The organism is Pseudomonas sp. AC252 (assembly GCF_979258105.1).
In genome coordinates this window covers 2715008-2736821 of sequence record NZ_OZ409837.1, presented here as the reverse complement: position 1 = coordinate 2736821, position 21814 = coordinate 2715008, and the positions used below count along the sequence as shown (strand labels likewise).

Sequence of the window (21814 nt, the reverse complement as noted above, 5' to 3'; positions counted from 1 at the left end):
ATCGCATTCCTTCAGGCAGACCGCGGTCATCTGTGGGAGCGAGCTTGCTCGCGAAGGCGGCTTCACATCCAACATCTTCATTGCCTGACCCGCCGCTTTCGCGAGCAAGCCCGCTCCCACATTTTGATCGCATTTCCTTCAGGCAGACCGCGTTCAACCTGTGGGAGTGAGCCTGCTCGCGATTGCGGTGGGTCAAAACGAGATCGTTTGACTGACACGACGCTATCGCGGGCAGGCTCACTCCTACAGTTTTTGATCACCTTCCTTCTGGCAGAACGCGGTCACCTGTGGGAGCGAGCTTGCTCGCGAAGACGGCTTCACATTCAACAACTTCATTGCCTGACCCGCCGCTTTCGCGAGCAAGCCCGCTCCCACATTTTGATCGCATTCCTTCAGGCAGACCGCGTTCAACCTGTAGGAGTGAGCCTGCTCGCGATTGCAGTGGGTCAAAACAAGATCATTTGACTGACACGACGCTATCGCGAGCAGGCTCACTCCTACAGTTTTTGATCACCTTCCTCCAGGCAGAATGCGGTCAACCGGTGGGAGCGGGCTTGCTCGCGAAGGCGTCATCACATCCGACATCTTCATTGGCTGACCCACCGCATTCGCGAGCAGGCTCGCGAATGGCTTCACTCGGTGCGCGCTGGACTCACACCATTTGGTTACGAATCCATTCCACCACCGACGTGCGCTTTGGCGTCCAGCCCAGCAGGTCGCGGGCGTGTTTGCCGCGTACGCGGCTGTTGGAGCCGAGGCCGTAGTTGGCCATTTCGTAGCCCCATTCGGCTTCAGCGTTTTGCAGTGGCCAGTCTTGCGGTTCGCCCAGATTGAGGGCTTCGGCCATGGCGGTGGTCATGTCGATGAACGAGGCTTCACCGCTCTCGACGAAGTAGAAAGTGCCCGGCACGTTTTGGGTCAGCGCCAGTGAATACAGGGCGACGACGTCTTCGATGTGCACGTTGGACCAGATGTTCTGGCCGCTGCCGACGTGGCGAACGACGCCGCTCTTGCGCGCCTGTTTCAGCAGTCGCGGCAGTTGCACGCTGTCGCGGTTGACGCCCAGGCTGTGGCCGTAGATCAGGGTGTTGCAGATCACAGCCGAGTTCACGCCATCCTGCGCCGCCGCGAGTACGAGGTTGTCGATGGCCACGCGCGCCGCCTTATCGACGGTCGGTTCCGGCAGATTGTCTTCGTAATAGATGACATCGCTGGATTTGCCGCCGGAAGCGTCGCCGACAATGCTCGAACCGCTGGTGTGCAGAAAGACTTTATTCGAGCCGCGCAAAGCATCGAGCAACGCTTCCACCGCACCGCGATGATCGCTGCTGGCAGCGTTGATCACCGCGTCGGCAGCACGCGCCTGTTGCGCCAGCAATTGGCTGTCATCGAGGGTGCCGATCACCGCATGCATGCCCAATGCTTTCAGCTCATCCGCCTGCTCCGCGCTGCGCACCAGACCCGTAACTGTGTGCCCGGCCTGCACCAGGCCGGTGGCGATGGAACCGCCGATAAAACCGGCAGCGCCGGTAACGAATACGTTCATGGAGTAACTCCCTGCGTGAATAAGTGATGCAGCGAGTATCGGCCGATGAACTCAGGCGAAAAACCCGCTCTCGGCCAATTCACCCTTGCTTAGGGATCACGAATCAGCCCTTGAATTCGGCGCTTGCGTAGGCGGCGAGTTTGCTCTGGATAAAGTCGAGGAAGCACTGGATGCGCAACGCCAGTTGCGAGTTGCGGTAGTACACCGCGTTGATCGGTTGGCGGTAGCCGCTGTTGAATTCGCCGAGCAGGACTTTCAGGCGTCCGGCGCGAATATCGTCGATGGTCATGAAGTGCGACAGACAAGCGATGCCCTGCCCTTCCAGCACCAAATGGCGAACGGTCTCGCCGCTGGAGGCGCTGATCGCCGGGTTGATCGGCCAACGGTCGCCGTGCACATAGCGCAGCGGCCATTGGTTGAGGCCTTCGTTGTGGGTGAAGCCGAGCAGCGTGTGTTCACTCAGGTCTGCGACCTGCCGGGGCGCACCGTGTTTTTTCAGGTACGAAGGGCTGGCGACGATCAATAACGGACTGCAACCGAGCGAACGCGCGTGCAGCGTCGAATCGGCGAGGGTGCCGATGCGGATGGCGACGTCGGTGCTTTGTTCCAGCAGGTCAATGATCAGGTCATTGCTGTTGAGTTCGAGTTGGATGTCCGGGTACAGCTGCCGGAATTCGTCGATGTAGGGAACGATGGCGTGGAGCATAAACGGGGAGGCGGCGTTGATGCGCAGGCGTCCGGAAGGAGTTTGCTGGCGCGAAGACAGACGCTCCTCGAGTTGCTCCATCTGATCGAGAATCAGCTTGACCTGTTCGAAAAAATACTTGCCCTCCTCGGTCAGGTCCATGCGCCGCGTGGTGCGGTTGATCAGCGTGGTGTCGAGCTTGGCTTCGAGCTTCGATAACGTGCGACTGACGGCCGATGGCGTCTGCCCCACCTGCTCGGCGGCGGCGGAAATCGAACCGCATTCGATCACGCAGACGAAAATCTGCAACTCATCGGATCTGGCTTTCACGGGTGTCCTCGCTGGAATCGCCGATCGCAGCCTGTCGCCATGCCCACTGTAGGAGCTGCCGAAGGCTGCGATCTTTTGCTGTTACCCGGATAGTAGCCCGAAACCCATCAGGCCTTGAGGCCAAACACCTCAGTCAGATGCTGCTCATAACGCGCCACATCGTTCTCGATGTTCGGACGCTTCATCACGTCGACGCAGAGGAAGGTCGGCAGCGCGGTCATGCCCAGAAACTCATTGGCCTTGTGGAACGGGAAGTACACCGCGTCCACGCCTTTGGCTTCGAAGAAATCCGTCGGGTCATCGAAGGCTTGCTGCGGCGCGTTCCAGGTCAGCGACAGCATGTATTGCTTGCCCTGAATCAGACCGCCACTGCCGTACTTCTGCGAAGCATCGGAACGGGTGCGGCCGTCGCTGGCGTAGAGGCTGCCGTGGCCTTCGGTGAAGACTTCGTCGATGTACTTTTTCACCGTCCACGGCGCGCCCATCCACCAGCCCGGCATCTGATAAATGATCACGTCGGCCCAGAGGAACTTGGCCACTTCTTCAGCAACGTCGTAGCCGTCATCAATGAAGGTGGTCTTGACGTCGACACCGCCGCGATCGAGCACGCTCAGCGCGGTCTCGTGCAGGGTGGTGTTGTAGCGGCCATCGGAGTGGGCGAATTTTTTACCGCCATTGAGCAACAGCACTTTCTTCATTGAAAAACCTCGGCGCAGCCTTTGAGGCTGGATTGAAACAGGAATTGGAATGGCGGCAGGTTAACCATCTATCTCGCGCGGAAACAGCCACGTCGGCGCAAAATACATTTGACCAAAACGCACGAATCGACAGCCAATTCGTGCCGTAGCATTTGGCGCTTTCTGCATTCGAGGACGTTGTGATGAGTGAACGCCAGGGTTTCATCCTGCACGCCAAGACCCGCCCGGAAAAAGCCGCCGAGTTCGAAGCGCTGTTCCGCGCCTATGTCGAGCCGAGCCGCGCCGAACCGGGTTGCATCGAGTACCACATGCTGCGCGACAAGGAAGATCCGACGCTGTTTATCTTCTACGAAATCTGGGCAAGCCAGGCGCATCTGGATGTGCACTCAGCGTTGCCGCACATGAAAGCGTTCTTCGCCAAACGGATGGAGTATCTGGAGCACGATTTCGATATCCGCCCGATCGACATGCTTAGCGAATCGTCGGCTAGCCACTGATCAACAGATGGGCGCCGAGCGCGCCCAGTCCGATAAAGAACACCCGCTTGAACAGCACGGCGCTGATGCGCTGACGCAGCCATTGGCCAAGCCACATGCCGAGCATGGCTGGGATCAGCGCCAGCAGCGAGGCGCTCAATTCGCCACCGCCGAGTGCGCCGTGCCAGAGCAGCCCGAGCGCCAGCGCCAGGGTCGAAACCGTGAAGGACAGGCCGAGTGCCTGCACCAGCTCATCGCGGCTCAGCCCCAGCGCTTGCAGATACGGCACCGCCGGAATCACGAAGACGCCGGTGGCTGCGGTGATGACGCCGGTGATCAGCCCACACAGCGGGCCGAGCCAGCGTTCATGAGGCGGGTTGACCTGCAAAGTCGGCAGAAACAGTCCGCTCAATGCATACAGCAACAGCGCCGCGCCAAGTCCACGCACCACCCAATGGCCGCCGGACAGGCCGATCCACAGGGTGCCGATGCCGGTGCCAAGGAAGATCATCAGCAGCATGGGCCAGAGGCGTTTGAGCAAGCTTTTCAGATGGCCGCCGAAGCACAGCTGCCAGAGGTTGGTAAGGGTCGCCGGAATAATCAACAACGCGGCAGCCTGCGACGGCGCCATAGCCAGACCGAGCAGGCCCATCGCAACGGTGGGCAGGCCGAGACCGATCACGCCTTTGACCGTGCCGGCGAGCATGAAGGTAGCGATGACCAGTAAAGACAGGACCAGGCCGAGGTTTTGGTAGAAGTCGATTAGCGTGTGCATTGGGATAATGTGCACTGATCCGGGTTGGGGGAAATCTGCCATATACTGAGGCAGCCTCTTTTATAGCAAGAGGCTGGCGTTTTCAGTGATGCAACTGGCCCCATCGCTGGCAAGCCAGCTCCCACATGATCTCGGCTGTTCATCCATTTCGAGAACACCAATCAACACTGTGGGAGCTGGCTTGCCAGCGAAAGGGTCAGCCCAGCCACCACAAAAACCCGAGGCAACCCCCATGCACTTCGACCTCACCGACCTGCGCCTCTACCTGCACATCCTCGACACCGGCAACATCACCGCCGGCGCCGCCCGCAGCCATTTGTCCCTCGCCGCCGCCAGCGCTCGAATCCGCGCAATGGAAGCCTCACTCGGCGCTGAATTCCTCGAGCGCGGCCGCCGTGGCGTTACCCCGACTCCGGCCGGCAAAGCCCTCGCCCGCCATGCGCGGATCCTTTTGCAACAGGCCGAACGCATGCAGCAGGATCTGGCCGAATACGCGCAAGGCGTCAAAGGTCAGGTGCGACTGTTGTGCAACACCACGGCGATCACCGAGTACCTGCCGGAAGTGCTCGCGGATTTCCTGCGCAGCCATCCCAATCTCGACATCGATCTACAGGAACTGCCCAGCGCGCGGATTACCCATGCGTTGCGCGAAGGCGCGGCGGATCTGGGGATTGTGTCCGACGCGGTCGACGCCAACGGCCTACAGACTCAGGCGTTTCGCGACGATCCGCTGGTGCTGATTCTGCCGCTCGATCACCCGTTGTCTGACGCCGCCGAGGTCAGTTTCAGCGACGCGCTGCAGCACGACTTTGTCGGACTCGGCGCCGACAGCGCACTGGCGATTTATCTGGAAGAACAGGCGCTGCACAGCGGCGCGCGAATGCAGGTGCGCATTCGCGCCGATGGCGTTGATGGCGCGATGCGCATGGTCGCCCATGGCGCCGGACTGGCCATCGTGCCCTTGGCTGCTGTCCAACGCGCGACGCTGGAGCGGTTCAAGTGCGTGACTCTGAATGAGCCGTGGGCGCGCCGCAGGTTATTGCTCTGCGCGAGAGACTTCGCCGCGCTGCCGGGTTATGCCCAGGCATTGTTACAAGCGCTCATCGCTGCGCGTTTCTGAGCACTCCGATGTCGACCCCAGACAACTGAGCGACAACCGGGCGCTATAGGGTGCGACTTCAATTCTCAAGTCCACTTGCCCGGAGTCCCTATGACCGCGACCGCCCCTATCACCGTTCTGCGCGACACTCACCCGCTGCCGGTACTCGACGCCTGCAAGTGGGAAAAACTCGAAGGCGACCCGCACACCGTCAACCTCAACGCCTACACCAGCGAAGACGGCAGCAAGATCATGGGCACCTGGATTTGCACGCCGGGCAAGTGGCGCGTCGATTATGTGAAGTGGGAATACTGCCATTTCCAAGAAGGCTACTGCGTGATCACCCCGGACGGCATGGCGCCGATTCACCTGCGCGCCGGCGATATCTTCGTGGTTGAGCCGGGCATGAAGGGCACGTGGGAAGTGGTCGAGACCGTGCGCAAATATTTCGTCTTCGCCTGATGCAAAAAAGCCGGGAAATCACCCGACGTGATTTCCCGGCAAATGTCCCGGCGTTGCTAAAACCCGTGGCGAGGGGATTCATCCCCGCTCGACTGCGCAGCAGTCGCAAACCCTGAGCACTCGGTTTGCCTGACACAATCCAGGGGCTGCTGCGCAACCCAACGGGGATACATCCCTCACCACAAAGGGCTGATCGCGATTACTGCGGCTTGCGATAGCTGTTGATGATCGCCGAGAAGTCTTTCCCGCCATCACCGCGCTGGCTCATCGCCTGATACAACTGCTGCGCCACCGCGCCGAGCACCACCGGCTGGTGCGCCTGCCGCGCCGCTTCCGTCGCCAGCCCGAGATCCTTGAGCATCAGTTCTGCACCGAACCCGCCGGTATACCCGCGCGAAGCCGGCGCCGTTTCGACGATGCCCGGCCACGGGTTGTACATCTCCGAACTCCAGCAACGGCCAGTCGAGCTGTTGATGATCCCGGCCAGCACGCCGGTATCGATCCCCAGCGCATCGCCCAACGCCATCGCCTCACTGACGCCGACCATCGAAATCGCCAGCAGCAGGTTGTTGCAGATCTTGGCGATCTGGCCGGTGCCGACTTCACCGCAATGCACGATGTTGCGGCCCATCTGCGCCAGCACCGGTTGCAGGGTGGCGAACAGTTCCGGGGTGGCGCCGACCATGAAGGTCAGGGTCCCGGCCGTCGCGCCGCCGGTGCCGCCAGAGACCGGCGCATCGGCCATGGCCACGCCGTGTTTGGCGGCGGCCGCTGCAACGTCGCGGGCGGTCTGCGGATCGATGGTGCTGCAATCCACCGCCGGCACGCCCTGGCGAAGGCCGGCGAGCACGCCCTCTTCGCCCAGCCAGACACTGCGCACATGCACAGCGGCCGGGAGCATGGTGATCACCAGTTCGGCATCTTCCGCCGCCTCGCGCGCCGAAGCGCGGATGGTGCCACCCAGTTGCTCGAGTTCCGCCAGCACGGTTTTGTTCAGGTCGACCAGGTTCAACGAGTGGCCGGCCTTGATCAGGTTGCGCGCCATCGGCGCGCCCATGTTGCCCAGCCCGATAAATGCGATTTTCATGATCGAATCCTCAGCGCAGGTTGATGGTGGTGTTCACGCCGTCGTTGACGCTGTCGTCATCGAACCAGCGCGCCGTGACCGTTTTGGTCTGCGTGTAGAACTGCACCACTTGCTTGCCGTACGGGCCGAGGTCGCCGAGTTTCGAACCGCGCGAACCGGTGAAACTGAAGAACGGCACTGGCACTGGAATCGGGATGTTGATGCCGACCTGACCGACGTCGATTTCAGTCTGGAATTTACGCGCCGCCGCACCGCTCTGGGTGAACAGGCCGGTGCCGTTACCGAACGGATTGGCGTTGACCAGCGCAATCGCCTGATCAAGCGTGTCGACTTCCAGCACCACCAGCACCGGGCCGAAGATTTCCTGGGTGTAGATCTGCATGTCGGTGGTCACCCCGGAGAACAGGGTCGGGCCGACAAAATTGCCTTGTTCATAACCCGGCACGCTGATGTCACGACCGTCCAGTTCAAGCTTGGCGCCTTCCTTGATGCCGCTTTCGATCAGTTCGAGAATCCGCGCTTTAGCCTTTTTCGAAATCACCGGACCGACATCGGTGCCCGGCTCGCTGCCGGCGTTGACCTTGAGCTTCTGCGCCAGCGCTTTCAGATCCGGCAGCCATTGTTTCGCCGCACCGACCAGCACCACTACCGAAGTGGCCATGCAGCGCTGCCCGGCGGCACCGAAACCGGCACCGACCAAGGCATTCAGCGCTTGCTCGCGATTGGCATCGGGCAGCACCACGGCATGGTTTTTCGCGCCCATCATCGACTGCACGCGTTTGCCATGCTTGCCGGCCAGGTCATACACGTGGGTGCCGACAGCGGTCGAACCGACGAACGACACGGCTTTGATGTCCTTGTGCGTGCACAGGCCATCGACCACATCCTTGCCGCCATGAACGACGTTGAGCACGCCCGCCGGAACGCCAGCCTCAATGGCCAGTTCCACCAGCAGCATGGTCGACAGCGGATCCTGTTCCGAAGGCTTGAGCACGAAGGTGTTGCCGCACGCGATCGCCATCGGGAACATCCACAGCGGAATCATCGCCGGGAAGTTGAACGGCGTGATGCCGGCGCAGACGCCGATCGGCTGGCGCAGGGTGTAAGTGTCGACGCCGCCGGCGACGTTCTCGGCGAACTCGCCCATTTGCAGGGTGCCGATCGAGCACGCGTGCTCGACCACTTCCAGGCCACGGAAAATATCGCCCTCGGCGTCGGCAATGGTCTTGCCCTGCTCGGCGCTGAGGACCACGGCGATGCGCTTGGAGTGCTCGCGGATCAGCGCTTGCAGCTTGAGCATGATGCGCATCCGCGCGCCGATCGGGGTCAGTTTCCAGGTCTGGAAGGCACGCTGGGCGGCGCTGACAGCGGCATCGACCTCAGCGGCGGTGGCGAACGGAACCTTGGCCAGCACTTGCTGGGTGGCCGGGTTGACGATGTCGTGCCACTCAGTGGTCTGCGACTCGACCCATTCGCCGTCGATCAGCAGTTTGACCTTTTGCAGCGTGGTGTCGTTGGGCGTAAGCGATGCGTTCATGCTGGTCTCCAGAACTTGTTTTTATCGTAGGAGCCAAGGCGAAAGGTTCGCCCTGAGATGAGGCGTGTGTCCAGAATGGTTGTCGGACGGTTTTTGGAGTATAGATGTGCAAACTTCTAATAAGAACGCACATATAAGCCCGTCCATCATGCAAAAAAACATCACCTCGCTAGGCTCGCTGAACTGGGACGACCTGAAGTTTTTCCTCGAAGTCGCCCGCACCCGCAAGGCCAGCACCGCCGCCAAACGCCTGGCCGTCGACTACACCACGGTGTCGCGACGGATCAGTTCGCTGGAAGCGGCGCTCGGCACATTGCTGTTCGAAAAATCCCGCACCAGCGGCTTCGTCCTGACCACCGAAGGCCAGCGCTTGCTCGGTTATGCCGAGTCGATCGAAAGCACGCTGCACATGGCCTGCGAGCAAGTCTCGGGCTCGGGCGTTGCCCTGTCCGGGCACGTGCGCATGGGCTGCACCGAAGGCTTCGGCAGTTTTTTCATCACCCCGCAGCTGAGCCATTTCGTCGATGCCTACCCGGCAATCTCGGTGGACATCCTGCCGCTGCCGCACTTCATCAGCCTGTCCAAGCGCGAGGCCGACATCGTCATTGCCCTCGAGCGGCCGGAGCACGGGCCGTACGTCTGCTGCAAACTCTGCGACTACCGCTTGCAGCTGTACGCAACCCAGGACTATCTGGACAAACACCCACCGATCCGCCGCCCGGCCGACTTGAGCAAGCATCAATTCATCAGTTATGTGGATGACCTGGCGTTCAGCTCGGAGCTGCTCTACCTGGCCAACGTGCTGCCCGGCGCCAGCGCAAACTTGCGCAGCACCAGCGTGATCGCACAATACGTCGCCGCACAGCAGGGCCGGTCACTGGCGATCCTGCCGTGCTTCCTCGCCGCGCAGGACCCGCGATTGCTGCCGGTGCTGCCGGAGGAAATCGACATCACCCGGCAGTTCTGGATGTACTGCCGGGAGGATCTGCGCAAGTTGAAGCGGATTACGTTGTTGTGGGATTACATTCGCGAAGTGACGGAGCGCAATCAGGCGTTGTTGATGGGGGAAACGCGGGAGATGCGCTTTGCCGATTAATCGGCGCTGACCACAATCGACACCCGGCGATTTTCCGTGCGCCCTGCTGCGGTGTCGTTGGAGGCCACGGGTTCGCTGCTGCCGAGGCCTTGCAGCTGGATGTTCTCCTGCTTCATGCCGACCGTGCCGAGGACGTTGGCGACGCTCTTGGCCCGACGCAGCGACAGTTGCTGATTGTAAGGTTCCTTGCCCGACGCATCGGTGTGGCCATCGACGCGTACCCGCTCAATCCCCACGCCGAGCAGCGCCTTGCCGATGCGTTCGACGATTTCTGTGCTGGGTGCGTTCAGGCTTTCGACATCACTGCCAAACAGCACTTTGCCCGACAAGCCGAATTCCCAGCCGTCGTCGGTCAATTCGAAACCCTGCTGTTTGAGCACGGCGACTTGCGCCGGTGTCAGGCCTTTTTGCTGGGCGCTCTGGCAACCGCTCAGGGTCAGCGCGGCGATCAGCAGCAATGCGGAAAACAGTCGAACGGGAAGTGTGAACACGGGCATCAGCTCCTGGTGTGAACGGAATCGACCGGGCGCTCCGACCCGGCGGTGAATTGCGCGCCGCGCGACAGGCGCTTGGCCTGATACATCGCCGCGTCGGCTGCGTTGAGCAAGGCTCCCGGCGTGGCGCCATGATCGGGATAGACGGCGATGCCGATACTGAGCGAGGTCACCACACTGCTGTCGCCGGGCAGGGTGATCGGCATGTCCATGCTGGCGAGAATCTTGTCAGCGATGTGCTCAGCGTCTTCGACCGTGTGCAGGGGCGCGAGCAGCACGGCGAACTCGTCGCCGCCCAGCCGCGCGACCAGATCATCCTCGCGCAATTGCGCTCGCACGCGATTGGCGATCGCCACCAGCACAGCGTCGCCCGAGGCGTGGCCGAAGTTATCGTTGATGCCTTTGAAGCGGTCGCTGTCGAGAAACAGCACGGCGACCCGCTCATCGTGTTTTTTGCCGTTGCGCAAGGCGCGCATCAAGCGGCCTTCAAAAAACGCGCGGTTGGGCAACCCGGTGAGGCTGTCGTGGGTCGCTTGATGGGCGAGGGTTTCGTTTTCGTTCTGCAGGTGGGTTTGCCAGGACTCGAGTTCGCCGAGCAAGGCATTGAAGTCGTTGCCCAGGTTATCCAGTTCGGCGATTTGCGCCGGCGGCACGCGCCGATCCAGCGCTCGTTCGCTACGGGCGGCGTGGGCGACGGCGGCGAGGCTGTGCAACGGGCCGATGATCGCGCGCAACTGCCGCCGCGCCAGATAGAGCGCGACCCAGGCGCTGATCGCGGTGCACAGCACAATCCCGGCCAGGCCGCTGAGCAGGAAGCGCATCAGGCTGCCGCCGTGGCCGATGAGCAGGACGCGACCGATCTCACGGTCCTGATGCTCGATCGGCAGGCTGACCGGTTTTTCCAGTATGGCGCGGGCGATCCGCATTTCCAGCTCGGAGAACAAGCCGGTTTCAGCGCGCTGCCATTGCGCGATCAATTGGCCTTGCGCGTCGAGCACTCGGGCATCTGCCACTTCCTCGGTGGAAGCGATGATCGCCAGCGCTTCGGTTGCCGCCGCTTTGTCATTGAACACGACGGCCGCTTCGACGGTGTAGCTGATTGAACGGGCGATCAAGTGCAGGTTGTGATCGGCATAGACCCGCAGCGCCAGCACGCCCAGCAGGGTCAGCGAAACACTGGCCATCGCCACCGCCACCAGCGCGACAATCAAATGCCCACGGCCGATGACCGAGCCCAGAGTGGGGCGAGCCTTCCAACTGAACAGCTTCATGGCGCCGCCGCTTTGCGACGGGACAACTGCAACACGCTGGGGTGTATGCGCACACCACTGCGAGCCACGGAGTCGAGATTGACCTCGAACGACACTTGTTCATCGCCAACGCGCAGGCAGAACAGACTGCCGACAGTGCATTGATCGTCCGCTTCGCTGATGCTCAGCACTGGATGCCCGATCAATGATGCGAACAGGCGGCTGCGTTCATCGGCGGTGAGCTTGCCGATGTACACCGCATCGCATTCGCTGACGATGGCCGGGTTGTCCGCCAGCAGACGACGCACCGCCACCGGCCGACCAGTGGCTTGTGTGGTCCCTTTGACCAGGTCATCGGTGTATTCGGTGGGACCGATGATGCACAAGCGCAACTGCGCCGGTTCCACTGGCCAGCGTGCATAACTGAGGATGCCAAGAACCACTTGCGTGACCGCTTTGGCCCGTTGCTCGGCCGGCCCGGTTTGCGCTTGTGCGATGGCGCTGCCCGCCAACAACCAGAGCAAAACGATAAGCAGGGCGCGCTGGCAGGCAACCACACGCTCTGTCGTCCGGACGGCCACCTTCATGCAGGGATTCTCTAGGAGCGTAACGAAATGATGCCGCAACGATAGCACAGCGCCAGAACGCCAGCGAGGCGCCGGCCTCTGACCGGTTGGTCAGTAATCGTTGCCGGTCATTCAGCGCTTCATCCCTGAGGCTCGGTGCCCTCCTCCAGTTCCAGCAACAGCCCGCTCAGACGCTTGACCTTGCGCTGCACCGCTTCCTCAAACACGCCGGCACGCGGCTCGATCAAGGTGAACCAGTGCCGGGCGCGAGTGATGCCGGTGTAGATCAGTTCTTTGGTCAGCACGGGGTTCAACGCATCCGGCAGGATCAGCGCCGTATGGGCGAACTCCGAGCCCTGGGACTTGTGCACCGTCATGGCGTACACGGTTTCGACATCATTGAGTCGACTCGGCAACACGAAGCGCACGCCGCCCTGACCATCGTTACGCGGGAAGGCCACGCGCAGAACCGTTTTGCCGATCTCTGCGCCTTCACGCTCGGGCAGTTTCAGGGCGATGCCGATGTCGCCGTTCATCAGGCCCAGACCATAGTCGTTACGAGTCATCAGCACGGGCCGACCTTCATACCACTGCTGATCGCTCTCGATCAGACGCGCCTTGAGCAACGCAGCGGTGATGCGCTGGTTCAGACCTTCAACGCCCCACGGCCCTTTGCGCACCGCGCACAGCAACTGGAACGTATCGAACGCCTGCAAGACTTCCCGCGCCCAATCGGTCCAGGCCGCATGCTCAAGTGGCCGCGTAGACGGTGGGCGCTGATCGCGCAGTACGCTCAAGTAATGGCGATAACCTTGCGGGCCGATGCCGTGACCTTCGAGCAAGAGGCGTTCGAGCTTCTGATCGTGCTCGCCTTTGAGCGGTAGCGAATACACGTCGTCGTAGCTGCCGGCCGCAAGCAACTGCCGCGCTTCATCGGCCAATTGCTGATTGACCCGACTCGCGAGCTGACCGATGCCACTGCCCTCGCCGAAGCGGCGCGAGTGCCGCAGCATCACCACTTGCTGCGCCAATGGATGGGTGCCGTCGCGGTCCTCATGCAAGCCGCTGCCCTGCAACGACTCGCCACTGACTGACTCCAGCCATTGTCGGGTCTGCGGGCTGTACCAACCGCCCTCGGCATCACGGCACAGATCGCCCAACACCGCACCGGCCTCGACCGAGGCCAACTGATCCTTGTCGCCCAGCAGTACCAGCCGCGCATGGGCCGGCATGGCGTCGAGCAAGTTAGCCATCATTTCCAGGTCGATCATCGAGGCTTCGTCGACCACCAGAACATCCAGCGGTAATCGATTACCGGCATGGTGACGGAAATGCCGGGTACCCGGTCGACTGCCGAGCAAACGGTGCACGGTGGTCACATCGCAGGGGATCGCCGCGCGCACCGCTTCGGCGACTTGCAATGATTGCACTTGCTGACTGATCGACTCGGTCAAGCGCGCGGCGGCCTTGCCGGTCGGTGCCGCCAGACGAATGCGCAGCGGATGACCAGCCTCGACAGCCGGTGCCTGCAGCAACGCGAGCAAGCGCACCACCGTGGTGGTTTTACCGGTACCCGGGCCGCCGGTGATGATGCTGAAGGCGCTGCGCGTGGCGATGGCGCAAGCGAGTTTTTGCCAATCGATGACAGCCGCAGATTCCGCGCCACCGAACAATTCATTGAGGCGCTGCGGCAGATCATCTGGCGTCGGCTCCGATTGCATCAAGCGTTGGCGCAACGCTGCATCGATGCGGCGTTCGTAGGTCCAGTAACGTCGCAGGTACAGGCGTTTCGAGGACAGCACCAATGGACGTGTCTGCGCTGTTTCACTCGGGTCAGCAGCCAGGGCCACCAATGGACTGCTTGCCAGCACTTTGCACCAATGGGCTCCATCGAGCGTTTCGAGCAATTGCGAGGGCAGCAACAACACACCGCCCTGCACATCGCCTTCGGGCGGCAATGACAATGCAAAATCCGGCGCCTTGAGGGTTTCGAACAGGTCCAGACACACATGACCATGGCCGAGTTGGTGACTGGTCAACGCCGCTGCCAGCAACACCAACGGGTCGGTCTCGGGCCCGAGTTCATGCAGGAAAGCGACAAAGGCGCGGTCCAGCGCACGCAGCCAGCCGCGCTCGACCCAACGGCTCAGCAACAACAGCAAATCATCGGCGCGGGTCAGCGGCGAGAGTTTCGACAGGCTGTCCGCTTCCAGTGGTGTCGGCAGCAGATCGGCGAATGTGCGGCTCATAGCAGAACTCCCTGTTCCCAGGCGGGTTCGGACTTGGGTTCGGGTTTGCCCTGGAACATCCGGTCGAGGCGTTCGATCAATTCCCGTGGCGGACGCACGAAGTACACGCCACGACTTTCGGCACGCGTACCGCGCAGATACAGATACAGCGCCCCGCCGACATGGCGGTCGTAATCGTAATCCGTCAGCCGCGCCTTCAACTGGCGATGCAGTGCCAACAGATAAAGTACGTATTGCAGGTCGTAACGGTTGTCGAGAATCGACTGTTCCATGGCCTGCACGGTGTAAGCCTGATCATCGACGCCGAGCCAATTGGATTTGTAATCGGCGACGTAATAGCGGCCGTCGTGCTCGAAGGTCAGGTCGATAAAGCCCTTGAACATGCCGTTGAGTTGCACCGGTTCTGCCGCAACTCGGGCGACGCCGTTGTGGGTATGCTGACGCACCTGTTCGTCGAGCTTGAGCACATCGACCTTGTGGCTGGCGAACCAGAACTCCATCTCGACGCGGTATTGCTTCAGCTGCTCAAGAACCACCGGCGGTTGCCCGCCAGCGATCGGCAACGGCGACTTGAGCAAATGCTGCAGCCAGTCAGTCAGGGTGGTGATCCAGCCTTGCCAGCCGCGCAGGTTGCAGCGCCGAGCAAGCGCATCCTCCAGCGCTTCGCGGGTCACCGCAAAACCTTCAGCACCTGCCCATTCCAGCAAGCCGTGCAAAAACGTGCCGGGATTCGGTCCGCGAGGAAAACGGTGGATATCGGCGCCACCGCTGATGATTTCGCGGGGCGCGTCGGGGTCGAGGCGCTCGTCGTCGAAGAGCTTTTGCGCCTGCGGGCTGTCCGGTGCTTCATCGCTGCCGACGCTCAATACGTCGCTGATGCGTAGGGCGCTGTACGACGCGATCCACCAGTTTTCACTGGCTTTGCGTTTAGGCCGTAGTGTGGCTCGCAGCACTGCTTCATTGCGCGGCGGCTGGTAATGCTCGTCAGTGGGCTGAGGCATTTCGCCGATGCCAATCGCCGCGCAGTCTTGCTGCAGATCCTGCAGCCAGCGATTCAATTCGCTGGACTCGCCCAAAGCGGCGCCGCCACCCAGCAGGTAACCCAGCGCAGAAAGGTGCAGCACAGAGCTGTTGTTATTGCCGCGTTTGAGATCAGTGACGCCCAACCAACAGGCATGTTGCGCACGGGTCAACGCGACATACAGAAGACGCAGATCTTCGGCCAGACGCTCATCGTCAGCCAGCGCGATCAACTCGGCGGTCGGCTTGAGGCTGATATGCGCCTTGCCCGCAGCGTCGTGGTAATGCAGCGGTAAACGGCTGCCATCCACCGGTTTCGCCGAGCAAATGAATGGCAGGAACACCAGCGGATATTCCAGGCCCTTGGATTTGTGGATGGTCACCACCTTGACCAGTTGTTCGTCGCTTTCCAGACGCAGGATCTGCTCTTCACCTGCCTGACCGGACAGTGCCAGCAGCTCGGCCAGATGGCGGATCAACGCTTGTTCACCGTCCAGTTCAGCAGCGGCTTGCTGCATCAGTTCCGAAAGGTGCAAAAGGTTGGTCAGCACGCGCTCGCCGTCACTGCGCTGCATCAGGGTCTGCGGCAAATGGAAATCGTGAAGCAGGCGCCGCAACATCGGCAGCACGCCCTGTTTGCGCCAGAGTTCGCGATAGCCGCGGAACTGCATGACCCGGGCTTCCCAGACCATTTCGTCCTGGTTCAGGCGCTCCAGCTCGATCAGCGGCAGATTCAGAGTAGTGCAGGCCAGGGCAGCCTTCAGCGAACGTTCGACATCGGGTTCGGCGCAAGCCTTCAGCCACGCCAGAAGGTCGTGCGCCTCTTGCGCGGCGAACACCGAATCCTTGTCCGACAGATAAACACTGCGCACACCTCTGGCGGCGAGTTCGGCGCGTACGGCTTGGGCTTCCTTACCGTCGCGGACGAGGATCGCGATGTCCGAAGGACGCAAACCTTTGAAGTCATCTCCCTGAACAAAACCAGCGCTGCCGGTTTGCCCACCATTGAGCAGTGTGGTGATTTGACTGGCGCAGGCGGCGGCCATTTGCTGGCGATACACTGCGCCGGACAGCGGCTGATCGCTAGGCAATAGCCAGACATTCAGTGCCGCGACGTCTTGCCCGGCAATCCGCAGCGTTTCCTTGCGTCCCTGAGATTCAACAGGCAGAAACGGTACCGGGTTTTCGCCGGTTTTCTCGCGAAACAAAAACGCGCCGCGTCCCTGTTCTCGGGACTCGGCGCGTTCGAATACATGATTGACCGCTGTGACCATGCCGTGGCTGGAGCGGAAGTTGGTGCCGAGCGTATGCAAGCGGCCGGTAGTGGCCTGACGTGCGCGCAGGTAGGTGTAGATGTCAGCACCGCGAAAGGCGTAGATCGCCTGCTTGGGGTCGCCGATCAGGAACAGGCCGGTGTCAGGGTGATTGTCTTCGATGCGGTAAATGCTCTCGAAGATGCGGTATTGCACCGGATCGGTATCCTGGAATTCGTCGATCAGTGCCACCGGAAACTGCTCGCGGATCAACGTCGCCAGACGCTCGCCGCCCTCCGATTGCAGCGCTGCATCCAGACGCAGCAGCATGTCGTCGAATCCCATTTCCGCGCGGCGACCCTTCTCTTCTTCGAAGCGTGCACCGACCCACTTGGCAGCGTGTTGCAGAACAGCGGCATCGGGGGTCGGCAAGGCATCAAGACTCGACTTGAGTCCGGACATGGCGTCCAGCCCGGGATGACTCGGGGCCTGGCCTTTCCAGGCTTCGGCCATGCCATCGGGTGTCAGACGGGTGAAGCCGGTGCCAATGTCCAGTTGCTCAAGCGCCTCGTCTTCGGCCCAGGTCTTGAGTTTCTCGAACCAGGGTTCGAAATAACGCGCCTGCATCTTGCGGCCATCGACGGTTTTGCTGGCCACGCCCTCATGGCAGAGAGCAAGCAGCTCGTCTGCCCAGTCACGCCAAGGCATCTTCAGTTCGACCAATGCCGCCCGCCGCTCCAGCAAACATTCGGTGATCAGCTCCGCAGGCACCTTGCCTTCATCGGTGTCACGCTCGCTGGCGAACAAGCCCCGGACCCGAGGCAACAACGCTGCGGGGCCACCCCAATTGCTGCGCACCCAGTTCAGCGCATCGCCCTGCATCGGGTAGCAGAACAGCCGCCAATAATCGCGCAGCACCTCGCCGAGCAAATCGCTGTGATCGGTTTCCAGCGATTGCGTGAACAGGCTGCCGCTATCGAACGCATGCTCGCGCAGCATGCGCTGACACCAGCTGTGAATGGTCGAAACCGCGGCTTCGTCCATCCACTGCGCGGCGATATCGAGACGGTTGGCGCATCCGGACCATTGCTGCGGATCGAACTGATCGCGCAGCTCGGCGATCAGTCCGTCAGGAGCGGGAATCTCGTCGCGGAAGAAACGCGCCGCCTCGGCCAAGCGGGTTCGAATCCGTTCACGCAGCTCTTTGGTGGCAGCATCGGTGAACGTCACAACGAGGATTTGCGGCGGCAGCAATTCGCGCGCAAAACCCCTGGTCTCGCCGCCATGGCCGAGAATCAGCCGCAGATAAAGAGCCGAAATCGTGAAAGTCTTGCCGGTGCCCGCGCTCGCTTCGATCAGCTGGCTGCCGCGCAACGGGAAGGCCAGAGCCAACGGTGTCTTGGTACTCATGCGCGCGCACCTTCGCTGGACAAGGAACGCCATGACGCTTCGAATAACGGGCGATACAAGGTATCGCACCAGCCAGTGAAGGTTTCGTCTGCCAACAGTGCATCGAAATCGGGATATTGCCGGAGCAGTGCCGGGCTTTCACGCCGTTCGCCCTCGCTGGTCTGGCCGTCACCTTCATAGGCTTTTCGCGCAGCGGCTTCGGCTTTGACCGGGTCAGTTTGCGACAACCAGGCGAATGCGGTTTTTATCGCAATCGGCAAGGGTTGGCGCATTCCGGATTGCCAGGCGAGAAGCAGGTCACCGAGCAAACGCAGCGCGCGGTCTCGCTCCATTGGCTCCAGCAACAGTGTGTCGTCACTGGCGACCAATGCCGTCGTCAACGCGTGCTCGCTGGCGCAGGCGACCAGATGGGTGACCCACGGTTTGGTCAGCCGGTGCCACTTGCGCGTTTTGATCGAGCCGATGCTGTTGGGAATGGTGGTGACTGACAGCAGTCCGCCATCGGCGCGTTGATGCAGGCTTTCGAGCCAGCCCTCCAGCCGCATACCTTGCAAGTCGAGACTGACCGGGATCGCACTGGTCAACGGCGTCGGCCATAACGTCAGCAACTGTTGATAACGCTGCAGAAGATCCGGCAGCGGTTCGATCAGTTCACGCTGTAGGCATTCGCCAAAACCGGCCATAGGCAGCAGGCCACTGTTTTGCAGGCGTAGCGCGCGGGCTTGCAGCGCCTGATCGATATTGTCCGGCTGACCGAGCGCGGCTTCCAGCAAGCTGTCGCTGAGCGTGTAGCGCTGCAATGCGTCCAGCACGAAAGGTTCTTCATCGGCCAACGGCGCTTGAGCGGCTTCGAAGTAGACCTTGAGACGCTGGGTGAAAAAATGCCGAACCGGGTTACGCAGAAAGTCCTGGAGCAATGCCAGCGTCAGCGGTTCTTCCTGAACGTACGACGGGAGTAATGGCGCCTCGCTTTGACGTGCGGTGTTTTGATGCAAAACTTGCCATTCATTGGCATAGCTGAACAATGGCTCGCCTTCGTGGAAATAGCGGGCACTGAAAGGCTGCAGGGGGTGTTCTTCGGTCAGCGCGTCCAACAGATCCTGGCATGGGTCGATTGAACGCCAGCCGCTGGCGAGGTGATCGCGCAACTGGCCGATGAGCACCGACGCAGGTCGTTCGCTATTGTCACGGATGCTGCGACCGACCCAACTGATATAGAGCTGAGAGCGCGCGGACAACAGCGCTTCGAGTAGCAGGTAGCGGTCATCTTCACGCCGTGAGCGGTCGCCAGGTCGGTAATCGCTGCCCATCAGGTCGAAATCCAGAGGCGGTTGGGCACGCGGATAGTCGCCGTCGTTCATGCCCAGCAGACAAACCAGTTTGAAAGGAATGGCACGCATCGGCATCAAGGTGCAGAAATTCACCGCACCGGCGAGGAATCGTTGCGATAAACGCCCTTGATCCAGCCCGGCGAGCCAGGCTTCGCGTACGACAGTCAGCGGCAATTCATCAATCAGACCTACCGTCTCACAGGTCTCCAGCCATGTTTCGCGAAGCTCTTCCAGTTGAGTCAGCAGGTAATCGTCGTGCTCATTGCTGGCCTGGAAAAACACCTGCATCAGTGCCTGCAAGCGCAGCCCCCACTCTTTCGGCTGAGCCGGTTGTGTGAGTTGCTGGTGAGCGATTTCCAAGGCATCCAGCAGAGCAACCAGTGGCCCGATCAGAGCGGCATCAAGCCCACCAATTTCATCATAAGGTTCGATACCTGCACACGCCTCGGCGCTGCCGACGGCGTAACCCAGCAGCATTCGGCGTAGACCGAAATGCCAGCTGTTCTGCTCCAGTTCCACCGGCAGACCGAGACCGGCCCGTTGTTCAGCGCTCATGCCCCAACGCACGCCGGCGCCTTCGATCCAGCGATGCAAAGTTGGCAGGTCGCGCTCCTCTACGCCAAAGCGAGCACGCAGGGCCGGCACATCGAGCAGGTCGAGAATCTCGCTGACCGGGAAACGGCTGTCCGGGAGTTTGAGCAGGTGCTCGACTGCGATTAGTAACGGATCGCGGCCACGCTGGCCCTGGTCCGCCAAAGTGAACGGAATGAAGCGCGGGTCAAATCGATCGAGCTGACCGAAAACCGCGCGGATATGCGGCGCATAGCTGTCGATATCCGGAACCATGACGATCACATCTCGCGGGCGCAGATTCGGGTCGGCACTGAAACGCGCCAAAAGTTGATCGTGCAGGATTTCGACTTCGCGCTGAGCGCTGTGGGCTATGTGAAAACGTATTGAATGGTCTTGTGCCAGGTCGACAGCAGGCCAGAGTTCACGCGTCTCGTTGAGTGGACGCAATTCGAGGATGTCGTCCTGAAGCTGGTTAAGCATGTTGTGCGGCTGGGCATCGCTGAACAGGTCGATGCGGCCGTCACGAAAGGCTGCGCGGTAGCTGTTGGGATCGTCGTAGCTGTCGAGCAGATTGATATAGTCGCGACCTTGCTTGCCCCAAGCAGCTAATAGCGGATGTGCGTGCTGATGCAGGGTGTCGGCATCAAGCACGACAGGCATTCCATTTTTGCGCTGCTGCCGCTTGTATTGATGCCGCAGCAGATCCTTGTCGGCGACGATGTCCGCCCAGTGATGACGGCAGGGGTTGTGCACGCAAAGGAGTACCTGGCTGAACCGCGCCAAACCGGCGAGCGCTTCAAGCACCTGCGCGGGTAGCGAAGAAATACCGAAAACGATCACACGCGGTGGCAGCGCAGCCGGTGCCTGGTCGAGTATGTTGATGCGCTCCATGAAACGTTGATGGACACCGGCACGGCTCTGCGCCATGCCTTGTTCGCCGACGTCATCCAGCAGCGCCCGCCACAACTCGGCCTGCCAGCAGCTTGTCGGTGGCAGCGGCTTTATTTCACCTCTGACATTGCGCAGTTGATGACGCCCTTCCGCCCAATCTTCCAGCCAATCAGCCCTGTACACCTGATATTGGTCAAACAGGTCGGCCAGACGCTCTGACAATTGATAGCGCTTGCGCAGATCGCTGTCGTGGGTGAGGAAGCGTTGCAGCGGCTCGAAATGGGCGCGGTCGATTACCTGTGGCAAGAGGCGCATCAGGCGCCAGGTCAGCGGGGCTTTGTCGAGCAGGGATTTCGCTGGAATTTCATCTCTTCCCAGCACCATGCGATACAGCTGCCACATGAAACTTCCGGGTAGTTGCACGTCAATCGCCGCAGCGATTCCGCAACCGCCAAGGTCGTCGTCTTCGGGATCCTCGGCCAATGCCAATTTGAGCCATTGGGCGATGCCGTTGCTTTGCACCAAAGCGATTTCGTTCTCCAAGGGTGCCAATGGGTAACGCCGCATGATGCTGACCACAAGGCTGCGCAGCTCGTCGAGACTGTTGCTCTGAACCACCATGAATGCAGCGTTGAGGGACTGGGCGTCCGACATATGGATTCCTTGAAAGATCGCTTAAGCCGAGGCAGAACCTTAGCATTGTCGGCCGGATGTGACAGCCGGACGAGGTCTGCAAAGGCTGTAAGAACTTTCTCGCAGGCAAAACAAAACCCCAACTGCTTTCGCAATTGGGGTTTCGGAATTTAATCTTGACGATGACCTACTCTCACATGGGGAAACCCCACACTACCATCGGCGATGCATCGTTTCACTGCTGAGTTCGGGATGGGATCAGGTGGTTCCAACGCTCTATGGTCGTCAAGAAATTCGGGTACTGACTCGTGACCAGATGGCCTCGTTTCAGCAAATTGGGTATGTGACAGCTA

Annotated in this window: 16 protein-coding genes and 1 rRNA gene; 4 read left to right on the top strand and 13 right to left on the bottom strand. The window is 61.0% G+C overall.

From position 1 onward, the window contains the following. Positions 1-652: 652 nt before the first annotated feature. From ACZZZ4_RS12450 to mdaB, 3 genes are all read right to left on the bottom strand, one after another. Complete coding sequence (locus ACZZZ4_RS12450) at positions 653-1546, bottom strand: NAD-dependent epimerase/dehydratase family protein (RefSeq protein WP_463547932.1); 894 nt, start codon at positions 1544-1546, stop codon at positions 653-655. A gap of 103 nt (positions 1547-1649) precedes the next feature. Then, positions 1650-2561, bottom strand: coding sequence for a LysR substrate-binding domain-containing protein (locus tag ACZZZ4_RS12445; protein ID WP_463547931.1), 912 nt, complete (start codon positions 2559-2561; stop codon positions 1650-1652). A 107-nt stretch (positions 2562-2668) separates the two neighbouring features. Continuing rightward, complete coding sequence (gene mdaB / locus ACZZZ4_RS12440) at positions 2669-3259, bottom strand: NADPH:quinone oxidoreductase MdaB (RefSeq protein WP_136491898.1); 591 nt, start codon at positions 3257-3259, stop codon at positions 2669-2671. A 182-nt stretch (positions 3260-3441) separates the two neighbouring features. Between mdaB and ACZZZ4_RS12435 the strand changes: the two genes are divergently transcribed. Beyond that, positions 3442-3756, top strand: coding sequence for a putative quinol monooxygenase (locus ACZZZ4_RS12435; protein WP_463547930.1), 315 nt, complete (start codon positions 3442-3444; stop codon positions 3754-3756). Here ACZZZ4_RS12435 and ACZZZ4_RS12430 read toward each other — a convergent pair. Then, positions 3746-4510, bottom strand: a complete 765-nt coding sequence (locus tag ACZZZ4_RS12430) for a sulfite exporter TauE/SafE family protein (RefSeq protein ID WP_463547929.1) — start codon at positions 4508-4510, stop codon at positions 3746-3748. The two genes, ACZZZ4_RS12435 and ACZZZ4_RS12430, sit on opposite strands and share 11 nt — an antisense overlap. Before the next feature lie 232 nt (positions 4511-4742). Here ACZZZ4_RS12430 and ACZZZ4_RS12425 point away from each other — a divergent pair, with 232 nt between their 5' ends. Next, positions 4743-5630, top strand: a complete 888-nt coding sequence (locus tag ACZZZ4_RS12425) for a LysR family transcriptional regulator (protein ID WP_463547928.1) — start codon at positions 4743-4745, stop codon at positions 5628-5630. Between the two features lie 90 nt (positions 5631-5720). Next, positions 5721-6071 (top strand): cupin domain-containing protein, encoded by a 351-nt coding sequence (locus tag ACZZZ4_RS12420; protein WP_016770579.1) that lies wholly within the window; start codon positions 5721-5723, stop codon positions 6069-6071. A 199-nt stretch (positions 6072-6270) separates the two neighbouring features. On the opposite strand, the gene mmsB is transcribed toward ACZZZ4_RS12420, so the two are convergent. Both mmsB and ACZZZ4_RS12410 read right to left on the bottom strand, forming a co-directional pair. Beyond that, positions 6271-7158 carry a 3-hydroxyisobutyrate dehydrogenase gene (mmsB, locus tag ACZZZ4_RS12415; RefSeq protein WP_463547927.1) on the bottom strand — a complete coding sequence of 296 codons (888 nt, stop codon included), beginning with the start codon at positions 7156-7158 and terminating at the stop codon, positions 6271-6273. 10 nt (positions 7159-7168) lie between these two features. Beyond that, on the bottom strand, positions 7169-8695 hold the full coding sequence (locus tag ACZZZ4_RS12410) for a CoA-acylating methylmalonate-semialdehyde dehydrogenase (RefSeq protein WP_024011486.1): 1527 nt from the start codon (positions 8693-8695) through the stop codon (positions 7169-7171). Between the two features lie 148 nt (positions 8696-8843). Between ACZZZ4_RS12410 and ACZZZ4_RS12405 the strand changes: the two genes are divergently transcribed. Further along, positions 8844-9791, top strand: coding sequence for a LysR family transcriptional regulator (locus ACZZZ4_RS12405; protein ID WP_016771799.1), 948 nt, complete (start codon positions 8844-8846; stop codon positions 9789-9791). Here the strand turns inward: ACZZZ4_RS12405 and ACZZZ4_RS12400 are convergent. The 7 genes from ACZZZ4_RS12400 to rrf all read right to left on the bottom strand — a co-directional run bounded on the left by ACZZZ4_RS12400 (position 9788) and on the right by rrf (position 21751). Further along, a complete protein-coding gene (locus tag ACZZZ4_RS12400; RefSeq protein WP_463547926.1) occupies positions 9788-10288 on the bottom strand; it encodes an OmpA family protein in 501 nt (166 codons plus the stop codon). The genes ACZZZ4_RS12405 and ACZZZ4_RS12400 overlap by 4 nt on opposite strands. Beyond that, the gene (locus ACZZZ4_RS12395; RefSeq protein WP_400556565.1) at positions 10288-11556 is read right to left on the bottom strand and encodes a diguanylate cyclase DgcN/YfiN; all 1269 of its coding nucleotides are present in this window, start codon (positions 11554-11556) and stop codon (positions 10288-10290) included. The genes ACZZZ4_RS12400 and ACZZZ4_RS12395 overlap by 1 nt, the downstream gene beginning before the upstream one ends. Further along, the gene (locus ACZZZ4_RS12390; RefSeq protein ID WP_039759679.1) at positions 11553-12122 is read right to left on the bottom strand and encodes a regulatory sequestration protein YfiR; all 570 of its coding nucleotides are present in this window, start codon (positions 12120-12122) and stop codon (positions 11553-11555) included. The genes ACZZZ4_RS12395 and ACZZZ4_RS12390 overlap by 4 nt, the downstream gene beginning before the upstream one ends. A 119-nt stretch (positions 12123-12241) precedes the next feature. Beyond that, entirely contained in the window at positions 12242-14350 is a 2109-nt protein-coding gene (recD, locus tag ACZZZ4_RS12385) for an exodeoxyribonuclease V subunit alpha (RefSeq protein WP_463547925.1), read from the bottom strand. Further along, on the bottom strand, positions 14347-18033 hold the full coding sequence (recB, locus tag ACZZZ4_RS12380; RefSeq protein WP_463547924.1) for an exodeoxyribonuclease V subunit beta: 3687 nt from the start codon (positions 18031-18033) through the stop codon (positions 14347-14349). Before recB ends, recD begins: the two co-directional genes overlap by 4 nt. Then, positions 18030-21482, bottom strand: a complete 3453-nt coding sequence (gene recC / locus ACZZZ4_RS12375; protein ID WP_463547923.1) for an exodeoxyribonuclease V subunit gamma — start codon at positions 21480-21482, stop codon at positions 18030-18032. The genes recB and recC overlap by 4 nt, the downstream gene beginning before the upstream one ends. A 153-nt stretch (positions 21483-21635) precedes the next feature. Continuing rightward, a 5S ribosomal RNA gene (rrf, locus tag ACZZZ4_RS12370) occupies positions 21636-21751 on the bottom strand. Positions 21752-21814 lie beyond the last annotated feature (63 nt).

Coding starts and splice junctions, on each gene's coding strand:
- ACZZZ4_RS12450 (WP_463547932.1), bottom strand. CDS start 1,546: ATGAACGTATTCGTTACCGGCGCTGCCGGTTTTATCGGCGGTTCCATC.
- recB (WP_463547924.1), bottom strand. CDS start 18,033: ATGAGTACCAAGACACCGTTGGCTCTGGCCTTCCCGTTGCGCGGCAGC.
- ACZZZ4_RS12410 (WP_024011486.1), bottom strand. CDS start 8,695: ATGAACGCATCGCTTACGCCCAACGACACCACGCTGCAAAAGGTCAAA.
- ACZZZ4_RS12425 (WP_463547928.1), top strand. CDS start 4,743: ATGCACTTCGACCTCACCGACCTGCGCCTCTACCTGCACATCCTCGAC.
- ACZZZ4_RS12395 (WP_400556565.1), bottom strand. CDS start 11,556: ATGAAGCTGTTCAGTTGGAAGGCTCGCCCCACTCTGGGCTCGGTCATC.
- mdaB (WP_136491898.1), bottom strand. CDS start 3,259: ATGAAGAAAGTGCTGTTGCTCAATGGCGGTAAAAAATTCGCCCACTCC.
- ACZZZ4_RS12390 (WP_039759679.1), bottom strand. CDS start 12,122: ATGAAGGTGGCCGTCCGGACGACAGAGCGTGTGGTTGCCTGCCAGCGC.
- recD (WP_463547925.1), bottom strand. CDS start 14,350: ATGAGCCGCACATTCGCCGATCTGCTGCCGACACCACTGGAAGCGGAC.
- ACZZZ4_RS12430 (WP_463547929.1), bottom strand. CDS start 4,510: ATGCACACGCTAATCGACTTCTACCAAAACCTCGGCCTGGTCCTGTCT.
- recC (WP_463547923.1), bottom strand. CDS start 21,482: ATGTCGGACGCCCAGTCCCTCAACGCTGCATTCATGGTGGTTCAGAGC.
- ACZZZ4_RS12405 (WP_016771799.1), top strand. CDS start 8,844: ATGCAAAAAAACATCACCTCGCTAGGCTCGCTGAACTGGGACGACCTG.
- ACZZZ4_RS12400 (WP_463547926.1), bottom strand. CDS start 10,288: ATGCCCGTGTTCACACTTCCCGTTCGACTGTTTTCCGCATTGCTGCTG.
- mmsB (WP_463547927.1), bottom strand. CDS start 7,158: ATGAAAATCGCATTTATCGGGCTGGGCAACATGGGCGCGCCGATGGCG.
- ACZZZ4_RS12435 (WP_463547930.1), top strand. CDS start 3,442: ATGAGTGAACGCCAGGGTTTCATCCTGCACGCCAAGACCCGCCCGGAA.
- ACZZZ4_RS12420 (WP_016770579.1), top strand. CDS start 5,721: ATGACCGCGACCGCCCCTATCACCGTTCTGCGCGACACTCACCCGCTG.